Origin of the sequence: Brevundimonas sp. 'scallop' (assembly GCF_011045535.1) — a bacterium.
GTDB classification, from domain to species: Bacteria; Pseudomonadota; Alphaproteobacteria; order Caulobacterales; family Caulobacteraceae; genus Brevundimonas; species Brevundimonas vesicularis.
In genome coordinates, this window is sequence record NZ_CP039382.1 from 2,494,315 (window position 1) to 2,511,646 (window position 17,332).

A 17,332-nucleotide genomic window follows, 5' to 3' on the forward strand; every position below is an offset into this window, starting at 1 on the left:
CGAGGACCCTTTCATGACCGAGCGTCTCTACACCTTGAGAATAGGCCAGACCGACGGCCGCGAGCGCAGCGTCCAGGTCCGGTCTGAAACGGATGTTCAGGCGGCCGACGCCGCCGCCCCTCTGCTCTCCGAGGGCGAGACCATCCTGTCGATTTCGGAAATCCCGGACGACGGCGCGGTCGTTGCGGACGCGCCCGCGCCCCAGTCACAGGCCGCCGAGCTCGCTCCCGTGACGCCTGGCGTCGCGGCCGCACCACAAGACATCCGCTAGCCGGGGGTCGCCGACGAGGCCGTGGAGGTCACGTCCGACCGGGACCGTGCGGCTGCGAAAAAATATAGACGCCCGCCCCGAGACGATCGTGAAGGCCCGGATCGATCCCGTCGAAATCCTCGGTCGCCGGCGGCTCACATTCGACGACCAGACGACCGTCGCGCCAGACGGCGACCGGCGCCTTCAGCGCAAAGGCCCGGCGCCGGGCCTGGCGAAGGGCGTCCGCGACATCGCTCGCGATGAGGGTCTCCGGCTCGCCCCCTGCCGGAAGCGCAACTGATAGCCCAGCATGGGCGTCCTCGGTCTCATGACGCCCCCTCCCGGCCAGGCCGAGCCGCACTCTGCGAAGTCACGTCAAGCCTGATCATCGCCGCCTCACGGCCGCGACAGGACAGCGCGCTCAGCGCCGTGCTCCGCGCGCAGATGAACAGGTCGGCCTTCCAGCCAAAGGCGCTCCACCGTTATCGCCCTCCATCCCTCAGGGAGGACCACGGGCCGGGCCGGCCAGTCGGCGGGCGCGCCGCGCGCTTCCAGTCCGGTCAGTCCGTAGACAAGGCCGAGCAGCAGCCCCCCGAGGTTGGCGAAGAAGGGTCCCGCCGCGGTCTCGCTGTCCGGGTGGTCGGCCCGATATTCCAGACACTGGTGGAACCGTCCGGCGTCGTAGGCTGCGTATCCCTCCTCGAACAGCTTCGGCGCCAAGGTGCGATCGCCGGCGAGCGCCGCCCAGGCGGCATACAGCGCTGGAAACATCGGTGAACCCACATAGGCCTTCCAGTGCGCCAGATAGAAGTCGAGCGTCGCCTTCGCCACATCGGGTCCGGCCGGGTGTCCGCCCGGAAACAGGCCGGCCAGGGGTGATGGTGTGGCCCCCTTGGGCTCGTCGATCCGGAAGCCGTCATGGGCAGCGATCACCCCATCCGCCCGGAGAGGGAGGTAGAGCTGGTCGCAGACCTGACGCCAGGCCTCCGGCGAAGGCCTGCCCAAGGCCTCTGCGGCGGCCGTGGCGCGCCTCAAGACATCCTGGGCGAACATCAGGGTGAAGGCGTCGTTGTCCGGCGGAACCGGCACCTCGGCCGGACCGGTGGCCCGCTTCAACTCAAAGCCGCGATCTGTTCGGACCATCCGGCTGACGATCCATTCCGCCACCCCGCTGAGGACGGGCCACGCGTCCTCGCGCAGGAAGGCCCCGTCGCCCGTCGCATCGGCATAGAGACTGAAGGCGCGTGCGACATGCAGCGATCCGTGGTCCTCGTGCGCCGCGCCCGATCCCCCGCCGGGCGTCGCCTCCTGCCCGGTCGAGGGCGCTGCCTCCCAAGGGAACTGCAGACCCTGACGTCCCGACAGGCGGGCGTTGGCGCCCGCAGCGGCCAGGCCGCGACTGCGGAAGTCCAGCAGGGCGCGCGCGGCGTCGGGTTGGCTGAGGATCAGGGGTGGGACGCAGAAGGCGTCGATGTCCCACATCACATGGCCGTAGTAGTAGGAATAGTCATGCCAGGTCGCCAGCCCGAAGATCGAGGTCGCGGCCGGCGAAGCGGCATGGACGGAGCTGTTGAGATAGAAGAAGGCCGCGTCGATCAGGGCCTGATGCTCGGGCCGGGCGCCCTCCACCACGATCCGGCCCCGCCAGAGGGCGCGCCAGGCCTCGCGGTTTCGGGCGCGCAAGGTCTCGAACCCGGTCTCGGCCGCACGCGCGACGCGGCGCACCGCCTCCTCGTCCGGCCGGGCGTGCACCAGCGAGGGGACCAGGGCAGCCATCTGTCGCAGGCGCGCGCCCCGTTTGCCGACGCGCCCGAGGTCGTAGGCCGTCTGGAGCGGCCCGGACACATCCCAGGCGGCGACCCTCCGCGCCGCAGTCTGTCGGGTCTCGGTCCAGAGGGCGAGCCCGCAGGTCGAGAGGTCGCCCTCGGTCGTCCAGAGCAGAGATCCGTCGCAGGCGGGCTCGGCTTCGCTCGGCGTATCGGTGCTTTGTCGCGTCACGCGCCCCCGCAGACCGGCGGTCGCCACGACGGCGCGGATCTGGAGCGCGCACGCCCTGTCGGGTCGCACAAAGACCTCTTGCAGCACCACGGTCGGGGCCGTGCGGCTTGCAAGGGTGACCACCTCGAACTGCGCCGTCACCTCCCCGAGGCGGGCGGTCCAGCGACTGGTCAGTTCCCCGGTGGCGAAGTCGTAGTCCTGAACCAGGTCGGTGACGCACCAGGGCTGGTCCGACAGCCAGACGCCTTCGATGCAGACGTCGGCCGCCAAAGGATAGGGCACGGGCGCGGCCGCCTCGATCCGTCGCTCCGGATGTTCGCCGGCGACGCCGTTCACGAGGGTCATGCCGGGGGCGAGCGCCATCTCACGGACGCGCAGACCGATCAGGCCGTTTGACACATAGGCCGGCAGGGCGCCGTTGCGCGCGCCGTGCGCCTGCGGCGGGCTGATCGGGCGCCAGGCCTTCCCCTCACCGCCAGCCATCGAGCACCTCGGCGCATTCGGCGGTTTCGACCTGCTGGGCGAACCGGTCATGATAAAGGGCCAGCAGATGGTCGTGAGGGTCATCGGCAGAGCTGCAGACCGCGTCGGTGACGACCACGACCCGGTACCCCAGATCGATGGCGCCCAGAACCGCCGCCAGAACGCAGACGTCGGTTTCGGCGCCGGTGACCACCAGGGTGTCGACGCCGTGGGCGCGCAGTTCAGCGTCCAGCCCCGTGCCGAGCCACGGCGAATAGACTTTCTTGTCGATCAAGCGGCCGGGCGGCGTGAACCTCTGCAGCGGACCGGCGAGATCGACCATTGAAGAGCCCATCGCCTCCAGGGCCATCGAGGACCAGCGGCGCCAGTAGTCACGCCACGTGCCCTGCCCTTCCCCCACGCGCGCCGCCGGGATGAAACGGGTGAAGACCGTCCGGTCGGCCTTGGCCTCGCAGAGCTTGACGAGGACGGGCATGACCCGCTCGGCCCAAGGGGTGCGCCATTCAGTGTCCTCGACGAACATCCGCTGCATGTCGATGCACAGGTGAACGGTCGTGGTCGGGAGGGCGCATGCAGACCGACCACGGTCAGATCTCCTCTGGCTTGCGGGCTTTGAGACGCACGTGGATCGCCGTCTCGCCGGTATGATGTTCGATGCGCCCGCTTTCCACCTCCGCCCGGGAAAAGACTTCCTCCTGGCCCGAGTCCAACAGTTCGGTCCCGGCTCCGCCCAGGCCTCCCTGGGCCAGGCCGGAGCGGGCGTCAGCGGCCTGGCTCCGGCTTGGCGACCGCCGAGGATCATCCTCTATCGCACCCACGGTCATCGTGTTCTCCCTGTCCACGTCAATCGCATAGGCCGGGGCGTTCGTTCCCTCTCGCCGGGCCAAAACCTGCCTGTGTCCATGACCGGACTCGATTTTGCCGGGTTCGTCCCCGGCGACTTTGGGGTCCGGCTTTGGATCGCCGTCGCGAAAGCGCCACTTCATGACCAGCACCCTGAGGCCATGATCAACGCGCAGCTGTTCGCGACGGTGACGGGCCAGGCCTGGGTCAGGACGTCATAGACCACCCAGAGGATGAAGCAGGACACCGTGAGCGAATAGGTCTTGAGGCTGACGGCCGAGGCGTCCCGCTCCTTCCAGATCTTGATCCCCTGGGGCGCGAAACTGGTCACCGAGCAGATCGCAGCGGCTGATCCCACGATATTGGCGACGGTCTCATTCATAAGCCCGCAACGTGGCCCTGCGCCCCCCTGTTCATATGCGCGAGAGCGCTCAGTCGCCTGCCGGGCCGTCCTGACCTGACACGAACGTCCATCAATCCCGGAGCGGCTCGGCTCAGCTTGGCCGCAGCCGCAAGCCGTCTGCGTCCGAACCGCGCCCGTCCTGATCCTTCACAGCACATCTGGCCCCTTCCGGGCCTTTTCCACCAGGTCCGCCGTCAGGCGGTCGGGACCCAGAGCCCATCGGGCGAGCGCGGCGTCAAAGACGCGAGGCTTCGGCGAGACCTGGGCGAACAGGGTCATGGAGGACCGGAACTTCAGATCGTCCGGCGATCCGAACAGGCGAAGCGGCGAGGCGGCCGGCGCCGTCGTGGCGGCCTCCGCAGCTCGGGCAAGCCGGTCGCCCAGGATCGGATGCGCCAGATAGGCCCGGGCCTCGGCCAGGGACGCGATCCCGTAGAAGAGGGCCGTGGGCGACCGGCCCAGCGACCGGACCTGAGGAAAGACCAACCACATCGAGTGGCTCGCCTTGCGACCGGCGGCGAGCTCGGCCATCGCCGTGTCGAACACCCCGTCCTGCGCCGTCTGGAACCGTTCCAGGTCGGCGGTCATGCTTCACCTCCGTCCAGCGCAGCGAACCAGTCCGCATAGGGCGTGTTGCGCGCCATGCGACGGTTGAGGTCCGGAGCCCCGTCGTCCCACCAGACCGGACCGCGCTCGCCCAGGGCGATCTTGGCCGTGTCGACGGCGCGACGCGCGGCGGCCAGGGCGTCGTCGTCCGCCGCAGCCAGGGCCGAACGGACGGATCGACGCGCCGCCACCAGGTCCTGGACGCGCCGCTCGCGCGTCTCTGCGGCGAGCCTCGGATCGGCGCAACGCCACAGGCGGCCGCGCACCACGAAATAGCGGCCGTCGGGCGTGGTCGTCTGAGGCGAAGGCGCAGGCATGGACGCACAACGCCCGACCGCCCAGATGGCGCCGCCCACAGACCGCTCCACAGGTCCACATCCTCGCGCCTTGACTCTCGCGGCGTTCGATAAGAACAAATGCGGAACATTGAACGGATCACCCAGTTCAGGAGATCATGTCCGTCGCCCCGTCCCCGTTTCAGGCCCTGCGTTCCGAGATCGCCCGCATCGAGGCGTTTCGGCGCACGCCCCGCGGCGTCCTGCCGTTCGGCCTGGACGCCCTCGACCGTCGGCTGCCCGCCGGCGGCCTGGCGCTGGGCGCGCTGCATGAGGTGGCTGGCGGCGGAGACGGCGCCGTGGACGGGGCGGTCGCGGCCCTCTTCGCTGCGGGCGTCGCCGCCCGCACCCAGGGTCCGGTGCTCTGGTGCGTCACCCGGCCGGATCTGTTCGCCCCGGCGCTGGAACAGGCCGGCCTCTCGTCCAACCGGGTGATCTATGTGGAGGCCGGCGACGAAGCCGGGGTGCTGGCCGCCTTCGAGGACGGCCTGCGTCACGGCGGCTTCGGCGCGGTCGTCGGCGAGGTGGCGCGCCTGTCCATGACCGCGTCCCGGCGGCTGCAGCTGGTCGCCGAGGACAGCGGATCCCTTGGCCTGGCGGTGCGACGATGGCGTCGCCAGGCCGAGGCGGCGGACTTCGGCCAGCCCACGGCCGCCGCCACCCGATGGCGGGTCACCGCCCTGCCCTCCGCTCCCCTACCCGTGCCCGGCGTCGGCCGCCCGCGCTGGTTTGTCGAACTGATCCGCTGCCGCGCCGGAGCCTGCGCGGATTTCGAACTGGAAGCCTGCGATGAGACGGGTCGTCTCGCTCTACCTCCCCACCTGGCCGACCGATCGGCTGCGACGCCGGCTTGGACCCGACGCGCCGTCGCCTGACACGCCGATTGTCCTGGTCGGACGCCAGGGCCGCAAACGCGTCGTCCTGGCCGCCGACCCCGCCGCCCGCGGCCATCGCCTGTATCCCGGCATGGCCGCGACCCAAGCCAGAGCCCTCCTCGCCGATCTGGTCGTTCACCCCTTCGACCCCGCCGGGGATGCGGCCGCCCTGGACCAGCTCGCCCTCTGGGCGCTGCGCCGCTATGCGCCGATCGTGGCCGCCGACCCGCCGGACGGCCTGGTGCTCGATGTCAGCGGCGCCAGTCACCGCTATGGCGGCGATGAGGGCCTGCTCGACGATCTGATCGCCCAGACCGCCAGCGTCGGCATTCACGCCCGCGCCGCCCTCGCCGACACCTGGGGTGCCGCCCACGCCCTCGCCCGCCAGGTCGCCGGGCCGACCACGGCGGTCGAACGCGGCGGCCCCGCGATCCGCCATCTTTCGGTGCACGCCCTGCGCCTTCCCGCCGACATGGTCGAAGGCCTGGAGCGTCTGGGGATCGACACCATCGGCGAGCTCGAAGCCAAGCCCCGCGCGCCCCTGGCCCTGCGGTTCGGCCCCGAGCTGACGCGGCGGCTGGACCAGGCCTATGGACGCGCCCCCGAGCCGATCACCCCCATCGACGCCCCGGAGCTGATCCAGGTCCGACGCCTGTTCGCCGAACCGATCGGCGCCCCCGAGACCCTGGCCCGCTATACGCTCAAACTGGTCGAGGCTCTGAGCGCGACTTTGGAAAGCCAGGGCCTTGGCGCGACACGGCTCGATCTGCGCTTCGAACGGATCGACAACCGGACCGAGGCCATTCGCGTCGGCCTGGCCCGCCCGGTCCGCGACGTCAGACGGCTCTCGCGCCTGCTCTGCGACCGGATCGAGACCGTCGATCCCGGCCTGGGCGTCGAAGCCATGGTCCTGGCCGCCCCGGTCGTCCTGCCGCTGGACTGGTCGCCGACCTCCGGGGACCTGACCGGTCCGGCCACGCCCGACATCGGCGACCTCGTCGATCTCCTGGCCAATCGTCTCGGCCCGCAAAAACTGTATCGTCTCGCGCCCGCCCAGAGCGACGTGCCCGAACGCGCCGTGCGCCGGCTGGCCCCGACCGCGCCGCCAGTGACGGAGACGTGGACCCGGCGCTGGCCGCGCCCCTCGCGGCTTCTCGCCCGCCCCGAGGCGATCGAGGCCGTCGCACTCCTGCCGGATCAGCCGCCTGTGGCCTTCAGCTGGCGCGGCGTCCGCCACCGGGTCAAAAGGGCTGACGGCCCTGAGCGGATCTTCGGCGAATGGTGGCGGCGCGACGGCGAACGCGACGCCGTGCGCGACTACTTCCAGCTGGAGGATGAGGCCGGAGCCCGCTTCTGGGTCTACAGGCGCGGTGACGGCGAACAGGCGCAGACGGGCGATCTCAGCTGGTGGCTCCACGGCCTGTTCGGCTGACGCTGGAGAGATGCAGGGAACGCCAGGTGATGCCCGCGCCTTATGCCTGATCATGACACCGCCATGCTCATCTCTTGCGGAATTGCCCGGATCATCCGGGGCAAGCGCTCAATCAGACTCATCCTCTGATTACCCGGCTTCCCATGCCCAGCGGTGAACGGATCGTCACGCTTCTCGGCGACTCCCTGACGGCTGGCTATGGCCTGAAGCCGACCGAGAGTTTGCCGCGTCAGTTGGCCAATCGGTTGGACGGCGGCAAGCCGCCCATACGGATCGTCGGCGCCGGGGTCTCTGGAGACACAACCGCTGACGGCCTGCGACGGATCGATCGGGACGTGCCGATCCAGACCGACCTCTGCGTCCTAGCCCTAGGCGCCAACGACATGATGCAGTTGGTTTCCGCCGACCGCGTAAAAGCCAATCTCCTGGCCATCATCGACCGGCTCAAACGCCGCGGCGTGCCCGTTCTGGTCTGCGGGATGCGCGCGCCACCTTGGTTCGGCACCTATGCCTGGGCCTTCGACAAGGTCTATCCTGAAGTAGCGCAAGCGACCGCCGCGCCCTTGATGCCCTTCCTGATGGAGGGGGTGGCGCTCCTCCCCGCCTATGTCCTGCCCGACCGAATCCACCCGAACGCCGCCGGCGTGGGCCGTATGGCCGACAATCTCGCTCCCCATGTCCTCGCCGCGCTAGAAGCGCCAAGACCGCCACGCTGATCGGAATGCGGATCGCCACCTTCAACATCAATGGCGTCAATACTCGGCTGCCCAACCTCATCGCCTGGCTCGAACAGGCCCAGCCGGACGTGGTCTGCCTGCAGGAGCTCAAGGCGACCGACAGCCAGTTTCCCGCCGCCGAGATCGAGGCGGCCGGCTATGCGGCGGTCTGGGCCGGCGAGCATCGCTGGAACGGGGTCGCCATACTGAGCCGGATCGGCGAACCCGTCGTGACGCGACGCCGGCTTCCGGGCGACGACGACGACCGCCAGGCCCGCTATATCGAGGCGGCGGTGAACGGCGTGCTGATCGGCTGCCTCTATCTGCCCAACGGCAATCCCAGGCCGGGGCCCAAGTTCGACTACAAGCTGGCCTGGGCCGACCGGCTCATCGCCCATGCGGCCTCGCTCTATTCCACCGCCGCGCCGGTTGTCCTGGCCGGAGACTACAATGTCGTGCCGACCGACGCCGACATCTACAACACCCGCTCGTGGAAGACCGACGCCCTGCTCCAACCCGAGAGCCGCGCGGCCTTCCAGAGCCTGCTCGAGCAGGGCTGGACCGACGCTCTGCGCGAGCGTTTCCCGCACGATCCGCCGCCCTGGACCTTCTGGTCCTATTTCCGCGAGGCCTGGTCCCGCGACGCGGGCCTGCGGATCGACCATCTGCTGCTCAACGGCCTTGCGGCCGAACGCCTGACCGACGCCGGCGTCGATCGCGCGGTCCGCGGCGTCGAGGGCGCCAGCGACCATGCGCCGGTCTGGATCGACCTCGCCTGACCCGATCGTCCCGGACCCTTCCACGCCAGCCCGCCGCCCCATCGATCGTCAGCCGGCCAGGGTCCGGAAGGTGACAGAATAGCGCAAGGCCGTCATCGGTGTGATCGAATGCTCCCAAACCGCCCGCGCCTCTCCCGACAATCGATAGGCCGAGCCGCACGCCAGCGGCGCATTGCGCCGCAGAAAGCCCGCCCCCTCGCGGCGGCGCAGCCGCATCACGCAGGGCGCCAGCAAGGACAGGCCCAGGATCTCGCCATAGACAGGACGGTCGCGATGCCAGCCGATGCCCGCGCCGGGCGCATATTCATTGACCAGGACCTGGACGAAGGCCGCGCCGTCCAGATCAAGCCGGTCCGCCAAGCGCGCCATCAAGTCCGAGAGAAACGCCGGCCATCCCGCACGGCCGGCCTCACGGTCGAAGGCCGCGATCCGGCGATGGCCGAGATAGTTCAGATGCTCATAGGGTTTGAACGCCAGGGTCTGGAGCGCCTCGACAAGCGCGGCCTGTGCGGGCGTTGACAGGACGTCGGCCCAATAGTCGAACCCCGCCACGACCGGCGCGAGGGCGGGCGACCCTCCGAACAGGTCGATCTGCGCCAATCCGGTCACGACAGGGCCAGTTGGTTCGCAGCGGCACCGGTCGTTTCCAGATTGGACAGGCTTACCCCGACCAGGCGCACACCCCGGCTAGGCGGATAAAGAGACCGGATCAGCAACCGACTGACCTCGTGCAGGGCTTGGTGGGAGGCCACGGGCTCGGACAGGGACCGGCTTCGCGTCGATTGCTGGAAGTCCGCCCATTTGACCTTGACGGTGACCGTCCGTCCCCGGCTGCCGGTCTTCTCGCACCAGGCCCAGACATCGTCGGCCATGGCCATTACCCCGCCCTCGATCGCGTCTGGATCGGTCAGGTCGGAGGCGAAGGTGGTTTCCGACCCGCTCGATTTGCGAGTTCGGTCCGGATTGACCGCCCGGTCGTCCTGCCCGCGGGCGATGGCGTAGTACCAGGGCCCGGACTTGCCGAAATGGTGCTGGAGAAAGGCTAGGGATTGGCGTCGCAAATCCGCGCCAGTGCGGATCCCCAGCCCTTCCATCTTGGCGGCCGTCACCGGCCCCACGCCATGGAAGCGCCGGACCGGCAGATCCTCGACGAAGGCCTCGCCTCGCCCGGGCGCCACGACAAACTGGCCGTTCGGCTTGTTCTGGTCCGACGCCAGCTTGGCCAGAAACTTGTTGTAGGAAATGCCCGCCGAGGCCGTCAGGCCGGTCTCCTCAAGGATCCGCCGCCGGATCTCCTCCGCCATCGCCGAGGCGGCCCCAAGGCCTCGTCTGTCCGCCGTCACATCGAGATAGGCTTCGTCCAGCGACAGGGGTTCGATCAGGTCGGTGTAGTCCGCAAAGATCGCATAGATCTGCGCCGACACTGCGCGATAGACCTCGAACCGCGGCGGGACGAAAACGAGGTCCGGACACTTCCGCTGGGCGGTCGTCGAGGGCATGGCCGAACGCACCCCGAACCGCCGCGCCTCGTAGCTGGCGGCCGCGACCACGCCGCGCGCCGCCGCATGACCGACCGCCACGGGCCGGCCTCGCAAGGCGGGATCATCCCGCTGTTCGACCGAGGCGAAGAAGGCGTCCATGTCCACATGGACGATCTTGCGGGTGGCGACGCCAGACATGCGCCGTGCATATCAAGACCAGAACAAAAAGAAAACATTTGTCCAAGGCCACGCTTGCCAATCGGCTTGCCGGAGTGCTGTCGGGGAGGTCGAACAGCCGCTCAATCCCTATGTCCTACGTCGAGCTTCAAGCCACTTCGCACTTCTCCTTCCTGCGCGGCGCCAGCAGTTGCGAGCTGCTGTTCGAACAGGCACGGCTGTGCAGGCTGGAGGCGCTGGCCATCGTCGATCGCAACTCGCTGGCCGGGATCGTGCGCGCCCATGAAGCGTCAAAGGCCTCCGGCGTACGGCTGATCGTCGGCTGCCGGCTTGATCTGATCGATGGGACGGGCGTGCTTGTCTATCCGACCGATCGGCCAGCCTATTCCCGACTGACGCGCCTGCTCTCCCTGGGCAAGCGTCGCGCCGGCAAGGCCAAATGCCACCTCGACTGGTCGGACCTGCAAGACTGGTCGGAGGGCCTGATCGCCATCCTGGTTCCTGACGAGGCGGACGAGGCCTGCGCCGTCAATCTGCGGCGGCTGAAGGCGACCTTTCCCGCGGGCGCCTATCTCGCCCTGACGCTGCGGCGACGCCCAGGGGACGCGCTACGGCTGCACGACCTGTGGAACCTCGCCGTCCAGGCGGGCGTGCCGACCGTCGTGACCAACGACGTCCTCTTTCATCATCCGGATCAACGCCTGCTGCAGGACGTGGTCACCTGCGTTCGGCACGGCTGCACGATCGATGAACTGGGCTTTCGACGCGAGCGCCATGCAGACCGCTACCTGAAGCCGCCTCACGAGATGCACCGCCTGTTCAAGGCCTATCCCGAGGCCCTGGCCCGCTCGGTAGAGATCGCCGACCGGTGCCGGTTTTCGCTGGATGAGCTGGCCTATCAATATCCCGACGAGGTCTCGACGCCCGGCATGACGCCGCAGCAGACGCTCGAACAGCTGACCTGGGCCGGAGCCGCCGAGCGCTATCCGGAAGGGCTGCCGGACAGCGTGCGCAAGACGCTTCGGCACGAACTCGATCTGATCGGCCAGCTCGACTACGCCCCCTACTTCCTGACGGTCCATTCGATCGTTCGCTTCGCCCGCAGCCAGGACATCCTGTGCCAGGGTCGTGGTTCGGCCGCCAACTCCGCCGTCTGTTACGTGCTGGGCATCACCTCGATCGACCCGGGCCGCAATGATCTGCTGTTTGAGCGCTTCGTCAGCCAGGAGCGCCGGGAGCCGCCGGACATCGATGTCGATTTCGAGCATGAGCGGCGCGAGGTCGTCATGCAGTGGATCTTCGAGACCTACGGCCGCAACCACGCCGCCCTCTGCGCCGTCGTCACCCGCTATCGGTCGCGGGGCGCCCTGCGCGACGTCGGCAAGGCGCTGGGTCTGAGCGAGGACCTGATCAAGACCCTGTCGTCTCAGGTCTGGAGCTATTCCAGCGAGGGCGTCGAGGACAAACATGTCGCGGACCTGAACCTCAATCTGGAGGATCGGCGGCTCCGCCTGGCGCTTGAGCTGTCGCGCCAGCTGATCGGCGCCCCGCGCCATCTCAGCCAGCACCCCGGGGGTTTCGTTCTGACCCATGATCGGCTGGACGACCTGGTCCCGATCGAGCCGGCGGCGATGAAGGATCGCCAGGTCATTGAATGGGACAAGGACGACATCGACGTCCTGAAGTTCATGAAGGTCGATGTGCTGGCGCTCGGCATGCTCAGTTGCATGAAGCGCGGCTTCGACCTCCTGTCCGAACACAAGGGGATCGCGCTCGACCTCGCCACCATTCCGGCCGAGGACCCCCGGACCTATGCGATGATCCGGAAGGCCGACACGCTCGGGGTCTTCCAGATCGAGAGCCGGGCCCAGATGGCCATGCTCCCGCGCATCAAGCCCCGCACCTTCTACGATCTGGTCATCGAGGTCGCCATCGTCCGCCCCGGTCCGATCCAGGGCGACATGGTCCATCCTTACTTGCGCCGTCGCGAGGGTAAGGAGGATGTCGTCTATCCCAAGCCCGAGCTGGAGAAGGTGCTGGGCAAGACCCTGGGCGTGCCCCTGTTCCAGGAACAGGCCATGCGGGTCGCGATCGAATGCGCCGGCTTCACCGCTTCGGAAGCCGACCAGCTGCGCCGGGCCATGGCGACGTTCAAATTCACCGGCGGGGTCAGCCATTTCAAGGACAAGCTGATCAGCGGCATGGTCGAGCGCGGCTATGACGCCGCCTTCGCCGAGAAGACCTTCAGCCAGCTTGAGGGCTTCGGCTCCTACGGCTTTCCGGAAAGCCATGCGGCCTCCTTCGCCCTGATCGCCTATGCCTCGTCCTGGCTCAAATGCCATCACCCGGATGTCTTCTGCGCCGCGCTGCTGAACGCCCAGCCCATGGGCTTCTACGCCCCGGCGCAGATCGTCCGTGACGCCCAGCAGCACGGCGTCGAGATACGGCCCGTCTGCGTCAACGCCAGCCGCTGGGACTGCACTCTTGAGCCTGAGGGCGAGGATGGACGCTTCGCGGTCCGCCTGGGTCTTCGCATGGTGCGCGGCCTGGTGAACGGCGACGCCGCCCGCATCCTGGCGGCGCGGACGGATGGCGCCTTCCGCTCCGTCGACGACCTGTGGCGACGCGCCGGCGCCCAGGTCGCCAGTCTTGTCCGCTTGGCGGAGGCGGACGCTTTCCGCCCAGCCCTTTCCCTCGACCGTCGGGATGCGCTGTGGGCCATCAAGGGGCTGCGGGACGACCCCCTTCCCTTGTTCGCCGCCGCCGACGCCCATGACCAGAAACCGGAAATCTCCGAACCCGATCCTGGCCTCAAGCCGATGACGCCGGGACGAGAAGTGGTCGAGGACTACAGCCACATCGGCCTGACCCTGCGCGACCATCCGCTCAGCTTCCTGCGCGAGGAGCTCCAGACCCGCAACGTCATGACCTGCGCCGATGCGACGGGGATGCGCGACGGACGCCTGACCCGGGTCGCCGGCCTGGTCCTGGTGCGCCAGAAACCCGGCAGCGCCAAGGGGGTGATGTTCATCACCATCGAGGACGAGACCGGGGTCGCCAATCTGGTGATCTGGCCCAGCCTCTACGAACAGCAGCGCCGCATCGTCCTGTCGGCGACCATGCTGGCGGTGGACGGCAAGATTCAGCGCGAAGGCGAGGTCGTCCACATCGTCGCGACCAAACTTCACGACGCATCCGGCCTGCTCGCTTCGGTCGGCGACCGGGGCTCGGCCTTCCCCCTCCCCCACGGCCGCGGCGACGAATTCCATCGCGGCGGCTCGCCCGACGCCCGCGAGGCCCCGCCCCGAACGGTCAGGGCGAGAGACATCTACATCCCCGATCTTCACCTCGACACGATCCGTCCGAAGACCCGGGATTTTCGGTAGCGAAGGCCAACCCTCCATCGTCAGCGGGGGACTGGCGATGCGCCGTACAGCACAGGTTCCGCCGCCAAAAATGTGAAGACTATCAACCTTGGCCGTCGGAACGAACGCAGGCGGCGGTCCCTTTTGGTGGCTCACTCTGAAAGGAAAACCCCATGTTGAAAGCCGTCCTCGCCGTCTCGGCGACCGCCGTCCTGCTGGCGGCCTGCGGAAATAACGAGCAGAGCGAAGCGCCTGTGGAAGGCCCGGCCGTTTCCTCCGGCGAAGCGCCGATGAACCCTGCCGTCGACACCCAGGAGACGTCTGAACAGGCGGCCCTCACGCCCGGCGCCAACTCCTTCACCGAAGGTCAGGCCAAGGCGGCCATCGAGAAGCAAGGCTATGTCGTCTCCGGCCCGCTCACCCAGGACGAACAAGGCATCTGGAAGGGCCAGGCCACGCGTGCGGGCGGCGACCCGATGACCGTGGCGGTCGATTACAAGGGCGTCGTGACGCCCCAATAATCGCAGCCTGATTTCCACCTCTCTCAAACATTCCCAAGGACCCCATCATGGCTACCGTCACCCGGCTGTTCGACAGCCACACCGAAGCTCTGGACGCCGTCGCGAAGCTCGAATCCTCCGGCGTCCACCACGACAAGATCAGCATCGTTTCGAACAACGCCGACAACTGGCATTCCGGATCCCGCGATCACAAGGCCGGCCCTCTGGGCGACCGTAACGGCGACGGCGAAAACGACGTCGCCGACGGCGCCGGCAAGGGCGCGACCACGGGCGGTCTGCTCGGCGCAGGCGCGGGCGTCCTTGCGGGCCTCGGCATGCTGGCCATTCCGGGCCTCGGCCCGGTTGTCGCCGCCGGCTGGCTCGCCTCGACGGCGGTCGGCGCAGCGGTCGGCGCCGCAGCCGGCGCCGCGACGGGCGGCCTGCTCGGCGCCCTGAAGGAATCCGGTCACAGCGACGAAGAAGCGAACGTCTATTCGGAAGGCGTCCGTCGCGGCGGCACCCTCGTCAGTGTCAAGGCCGACGGCGACGAGGCGCAGCGGATTCAAGCCATCTTGGACGGCAGCCGCGGTTATGACGCCGCCGCGCGCGGCGAAGCCTATCGCCAATCGGGCTGGTCCGGTTTCGACGCCGAAGCCAAGCCCTACACCTCGGAGCAGATCCTCGAGGAACGCGCCCGCTATCGATAGGGCGGCCGCCAAACTCTGACTGCAGCGGCCCGGCGTCATCGACGTCGGGCCGTTTGACGTCTGACTTTCACACTCGCCCATAGCCCTAACTGCCTCTGCGACACGGACGATTTACACTGCATCTATAGAATAGTTCCGGATCAAGGTGGGCAGTGCGGGATGCCGCTTAGCGCCATGAGCGGACGGTGAATTGTCGGCCGGCAGCAGACATCCGGATGGTTTTGGATTGGAAGACTCTGAACTCGGCTTACGAGGGCTTGCTACGCCGGCTGGATCGTCATCCGCCGAGACAGCAGGCGCCGGCCGGACGTCGCGCCGATCACCCGGAAAGTCACTTCGCCGAACGGGCCCGGTACCGGTACCCTTCGCCAAAATCAGAATAGGCCGTGGTCGTCGCCTGCGCCGAAGCCTCGTTCCGCAACAGCGGAGTTCTGACTTGCCGGGCCCGATCCATGTCCGCCTTCGCGACAGCCCGCCAACCACGGGCCCCGTCCGTCGTCCAGCCCTTTAGAGACTCTCAGACGACGAATATCCGCTTCGGCTTCCGGACGACGATCTCCAGCATGACCGGTTCATCCAAGTCGGCGCAGGCGTAGGCGATCTCCATCCTCAGATAGCCATGAAATGTCGCCAGCGTGGCGACTGACAAAGCCCCGCGCGGCGCGCGCCCGATGCCGAAGCGGGCCAGAAAACCGGAGATCATCAACGTTGCCCCCTGCCACCCAGGCTCAAGAAGATGGAGGGTGAGCCGACGAAACGCCAGCAGGGCAAACGGGGTGCCCGTCCGGACGCCGTCTCTGGTTTGCGACCTTTGCCGACTTGGTAATTTCGGCCAGGATGTCGGCTGCTATGAACAATCGGTGAGGACGATGACGCCGGCGTTGGACGAGGCCCTTCAGACCATCATGGCGCATCTCGATAGGTGGCTTGAGCCGCCCCCGGAGCCTGGTGTCACCATGAGCCATGAAGCTGTGCTGGAGAGCCTTCAATGGCTGTCGGCGGCGAACTATGGAGCGGCTGTCCACCTGACGCGTCTTCGCAACGCGGGTGTCGAACTGAAGCGTGAGGACGGCAAGGACCTAGACCGCTGGATCGTGGAGCAGGTTTGAATGGCGAGCCTCGCCGGTTCAGCGCGAACCGAATACAACGAGCGCAACGGGTTGGTGGGAGGCGGATAGCGGGATGTCGATTGGCGCCGAGAGATGCTCGCTGCCGTCACCATCTGTTGGATCGGGGGAGTCAGCACTTCCAGCGGCTCCAGCGAACTTGAGTATTGATCGCTTGTTCGGCTCGACGGTAAGTTCAGGCCCTGGACGGAAGGCAAACAGCAGTCGGTGGAGCTTTCAATCTCCTGGCGCTTCCCATCACACCGATAGTCCTCTCCCTTGGACTGACGATGCCAGCACAGGATCCCACCCCTCCACCCATGCCGGGACGCCCCCCGCCTTTGGCCGCAGGCACGGGTCTGCGAGGCGTGCTCGGCGAAGATTGTAATGATGTACGCGACGCTACGGGCCGATGGTCGCACCGCAGTGGAACGAGCCTCGCCCCCGCTCAGCAAATCTGGTTGAGCATCTCGTCGCCCGATTTCGACGCCATCCTGGAAGTCGTCGATCCTGCGGGGCAGGTCGCTGCCCGAATCTCCGATCAACGCGGCGGTGAACAGACAGGAGCCCTCTTCAAGGCCGCCGGCGAACCGTCGTCGAGCGGCGAGTCCCGCGCCTACACGCTGCGCATAACCTCTGACCGGCCGGGGGAGCGCGGACGATGGCGTGTCGAGGATCGGCGTGACGGATCGAATGCGCCCCTGTTCGCCAATGTTTTTCCCGACCCAGCCACCCCTTCGCGGACAGCTTGCGGGGCATCGTCTGCGACAACCCCGTGACGCCAAACTCCAATACAGCAGCCGAGAAAACCCTCGACGCCTACCAGCCGCTCTGGTTGCCGGCATAGGTCAGGCAGGCGGCCGCCCGATGGAGAAGTTCGCTCTCGCCATCGGAATACAGATCCGCCAAAGGCCCAAGCTCTACGGACTGGCGCGCGGCAGTGAACGGGCCCGCATTCCTCCCGACGCACAGCCAGTGCAGGACGCCATCCTTTTCCTGGGTCATCAGAACGACATGTCCCGAGGCTGCACCCGCCCTGCCCAACGCCTCCGACAAGCACACTTCAACGGGCAACGGGTCGGTCCGACAGGCCTCAAGGGCCTCCGCTGACACTTCACTGGGTCTGACGCGGACGTAACCGGGCTGCAGCTTCTCGATAATCGTCTGAGTAGCGGCGCGGCCGTCTGCCGTTGTGCCTTCGTCGGCGAGCTGGACGACCGAAATCAGTGGCGGCGGCGGCCCCAACTGCACCGTCAAGGCGGCGAAGATCGACACG

At 67.9% G+C, this 17,332-nt stretch carries 18 protein-coding genes and 1 pseudogene; 10 read left to right on the top strand and 9 right to left on the bottom strand.

Features of this window, described 5'->3' with window-relative positions; translation table 11 throughout:
* The first annotated feature begins 13 nt into the window (after positions 1-13).
* A complete protein-coding gene (locus E4341_RS12425) occupies positions 14-271 on the top strand; it encodes a hypothetical protein (protein WP_165117647.1) in 258 nt (85 codons plus the stop codon).
* A gap of 88 nt (positions 272-359) precedes the next feature.
* The gene (locus E4341_RS12430) at positions 360-551 is read left to right on the top strand and encodes a hypothetical protein (protein ID WP_165117649.1); all 192 of its coding nucleotides are present in this window, start codon (positions 360-362) and stop codon (positions 549-551) included.
* A 95-nt stretch (positions 552-646) separates the two neighbouring features.
* Here the strand turns inward: E4341_RS12430 and E4341_RS12435 are convergent, their stop codons facing one another.
* The 5 genes and pseudogenes from E4341_RS12435 to E4341_RS12455 form a co-directional block, all read right to left on the bottom strand.
* Complete coding sequence (locus E4341_RS12435; RefSeq protein WP_165117651.1) at positions 647-2,731, bottom strand: glycoside hydrolase family 65 protein; 2,085 nt, start codon at positions 2,729-2,731, stop codon at positions 647-649.
* Positions 2,718-3,263, bottom strand: a complete 546-nt coding sequence (locus E4341_RS12440; RefSeq protein ID WP_240893551.1) for an isochorismatase family protein — start codon at positions 3,261-3,263, stop codon at positions 2,718-2,720. Before E4341_RS12440 ends, E4341_RS12435 begins: the two co-directional genes overlap by 14 nt.
* A gap of 424 nt (positions 3,264-3,687) precedes the next feature.
* A pseudogene (locus E4341_RS12445) lies at positions 3,688-3,956 on the bottom strand (SemiSWEET family sugar transporter); the annotation flags it as partial.
* Positions 3,957-4,124: 168 nt separating this feature from the next.
* Positions 4,125-4,565: a DUF1810 domain-containing protein gene (locus E4341_RS12450; RefSeq protein WP_165117655.1), complete on the bottom strand. Its 441-nt coding sequence runs from the start codon at positions 4,563-4,565 to the stop codon at positions 4,125-4,127.
* Positions 4,562-4,951: a hypothetical protein gene (locus E4341_RS12455; RefSeq protein WP_240893552.1), complete on the bottom strand. Its 390-nt coding sequence runs from the start codon at positions 4,949-4,951 to the stop codon at positions 4,562-4,564. The genes E4341_RS12450 and E4341_RS12455 overlap by 4 nt, the downstream gene beginning before the upstream one ends.
* 86 nt (positions 4,952-5,037) lie before the next feature.
* On the opposite strand from E4341_RS12455, the gene E4341_RS12460 reads away from it, so the two are divergent.
* The 4 genes from E4341_RS12460 (at position 5,038) to E4341_RS12475 (ending at position 8,720) form a co-directional block, all read left to right on the top strand.
* Positions 5,038-5,793 carry an ImuA family protein gene (locus E4341_RS12460; RefSeq protein WP_165117657.1) on the top strand — a complete coding sequence of 252 codons (756 nt, stop codon included), beginning with the start codon at positions 5,038-5,040 and terminating at the stop codon, positions 5,791-5,793.
* Positions 5,708-7,225 (top strand): DNA polymerase Y family protein, encoded by a 1,518-nt coding sequence (locus tag E4341_RS12465; RefSeq protein WP_165117659.1) that lies wholly within the window; start codon positions 5,708-5,710, stop codon positions 7,223-7,225. The genes E4341_RS12460 and E4341_RS12465 overlap by 86 nt, the downstream gene beginning before the upstream one ends.
* Positions 7,226-7,368: 143 nt before the next feature.
* Entirely contained in the window at positions 7,369-7,941 is a 573-nt protein-coding gene (locus E4341_RS12470) for an arylesterase (RefSeq protein WP_165117661.1), read from the top strand.
* A 5-nt stretch (positions 7,942-7,946) separates the two neighbouring features.
* Positions 7,947-8,720, top strand: coding sequence for an exodeoxyribonuclease III (locus tag E4341_RS12475; RefSeq protein WP_205751294.1), 774 nt, complete (start codon positions 7,947-7,949; stop codon positions 8,718-8,720).
* Positions 8,721-8,768: 48 nt separating this feature from the next.
* On the opposite strand, the gene E4341_RS12480 is transcribed toward E4341_RS12475, so the two are convergent.
* Positions 8,769-9,329 (bottom strand): alpha-ketoglutarate-dependent dioxygenase AlkB, encoded by a 561-nt coding sequence (locus E4341_RS12480; protein WP_240893553.1) that lies wholly within the window; start codon positions 9,327-9,329, stop codon positions 8,769-8,771.
* Positions 9,326-10,399 (bottom strand): DNA polymerase IV, encoded by a 1,074-nt coding sequence (gene dinB / locus E4341_RS12485; RefSeq protein WP_165117672.1) that lies wholly within the window; start codon positions 10,397-10,399, stop codon positions 9,326-9,328. The genes E4341_RS12480 and dinB overlap by 4 nt, the downstream gene beginning before the upstream one ends.
* Positions 10,400-10,509: 110 nt before the next feature.
* Between dinB and E4341_RS12490 the strand changes: the two genes are divergently transcribed.
* From E4341_RS12490 to E4341_RS12500, 3 genes are all read left to right on the top strand, one after another.
* Positions 10,510-13,764, top strand: coding sequence for an error-prone DNA polymerase (locus tag E4341_RS12490; RefSeq protein WP_165117674.1), 3,255 nt, complete (start codon positions 10,510-10,512; stop codon positions 13,762-13,764).
* Between the two features lie 152 nt (positions 13,765-13,916).
* On the top strand, positions 13,917-14,264 hold the full coding sequence (locus tag E4341_RS12495) for a hypothetical protein (protein WP_165117676.1): 348 nt from the start codon (positions 13,917-13,919) through the stop codon (positions 14,262-14,264).
* Positions 14,265-14,311: 47 nt separating this feature from the next.
* A complete protein-coding gene (locus E4341_RS12500; protein WP_165117678.1) occupies positions 14,312-14,950 on the top strand; it encodes a hypothetical protein in 639 nt (212 codons plus the stop codon).
* Between the two features lie 517 nt (positions 14,951-15,467).
* On the opposite strand, the gene E4341_RS12505 is transcribed toward E4341_RS12500, so the two are convergent.
* The gene (locus E4341_RS12505; protein WP_165117681.1) at positions 15,468-15,656 is read right to left on the bottom strand and encodes a hypothetical protein; all 189 of its coding nucleotides are present in this window, start codon (positions 15,654-15,656) and stop codon (positions 15,468-15,470) included.
* A gap of 250 nt (positions 15,657-15,906) precedes the next feature.
* On the opposite strand from E4341_RS12505, the gene E4341_RS12510 reads away from it, so the two are divergent.
* A complete protein-coding gene (locus E4341_RS12510; protein WP_165117683.1) occupies positions 15,907-16,059 on the top strand; it encodes a hypothetical protein in 153 nt (50 codons plus the stop codon).
* 816 nt (positions 16,060-16,875) lie between these two features.
* On the opposite strand, the gene E4341_RS12515 is transcribed toward E4341_RS12510, so the two are convergent.
* On the bottom strand, positions 16,876-17,331 hold the full coding sequence (locus E4341_RS12515) for a hypothetical protein (protein ID WP_165117685.1): 456 nt from the start codon (positions 17,329-17,331) through the stop codon (positions 16,876-16,878).
* Position 17,332 lies beyond the last annotated feature (1 nt).

Excerpts from the sequence above, each read along its gene's own strand:
- E4341_RS12425 (WP_165117647.1), top strand. The coding sequence starts at position 14 with ATGACCGAGCGTCTCTACACCTTGAGAATAGGCCAGACCGACGGCCGC.
- E4341_RS12490 (WP_165117674.1), top strand. The coding sequence starts at position 10,510 with ATGTCCTACGTCGAGCTTCAAGCCACTTCGCACTTCTCCTTCCTGCGC.
- E4341_RS12465 (WP_165117659.1), top strand. The coding sequence starts at position 5,708 with ATGAGACGGGTCGTCTCGCTCTACCTCCCCACCTGGCCGACCGATCGG.
- dinB (WP_165117672.1), bottom strand. The coding sequence starts at position 10,399 with ATGTCTGGCGTCGCCACCCGCAAGATCGTCCATGTGGACATGGACGCC.
- E4341_RS12510 (WP_165117683.1), top strand. The coding sequence starts at position 15,907 with ATGAGCCATGAAGCTGTGCTGGAGAGCCTTCAATGGCTGTCGGCGGCG.
- E4341_RS12450 (WP_165117655.1), bottom strand. The coding sequence starts at position 4,565 with ATGACCGCCGACCTGGAACGGTTCCAGACGGCGCAGGACGGGGTGTTC.
- E4341_RS12475 (WP_205751294.1), top strand. The coding sequence starts at position 7,947 with ATGCGGATCGCCACCTTCAACATCAATGGCGTCAATACTCGGCTGCCC.
- E4341_RS12460 (WP_165117657.1), top strand. The coding sequence starts at position 5,038 with ATGTCCGTCGCCCCGTCCCCGTTTCAGGCCCTGCGTTCCGAGATCGCC.
- E4341_RS12470 (WP_165117661.1), top strand. The coding sequence starts at position 7,369 with ATGCCCAGCGGTGAACGGATCGTCACGCTTCTCGGCGACTCCCTGACG.
- E4341_RS12500 (WP_165117678.1), top strand. The coding sequence starts at position 14,312 with ATGGCTACCGTCACCCGGCTGTTCGACAGCCACACCGAAGCTCTGGAC.
- E4341_RS12440 (WP_240893551.1), bottom strand. The coding sequence starts at position 3,263 with ATGCAGCGGATGTTCGTCGAGGACACTGAATGGCGCACCCCTTGGGCC.
- E4341_RS12435 (WP_165117651.1), bottom strand. The coding sequence starts at position 2,731 with ATGGCTGGCGGTGAGGGGAAGGCCTGGCGCCCGATCAGCCCGCCGCAG.
- E4341_RS12495 (WP_165117676.1), top strand. The coding sequence starts at position 13,917 with ATGTTGAAAGCCGTCCTCGCCGTCTCGGCGACCGCCGTCCTGCTGGCG.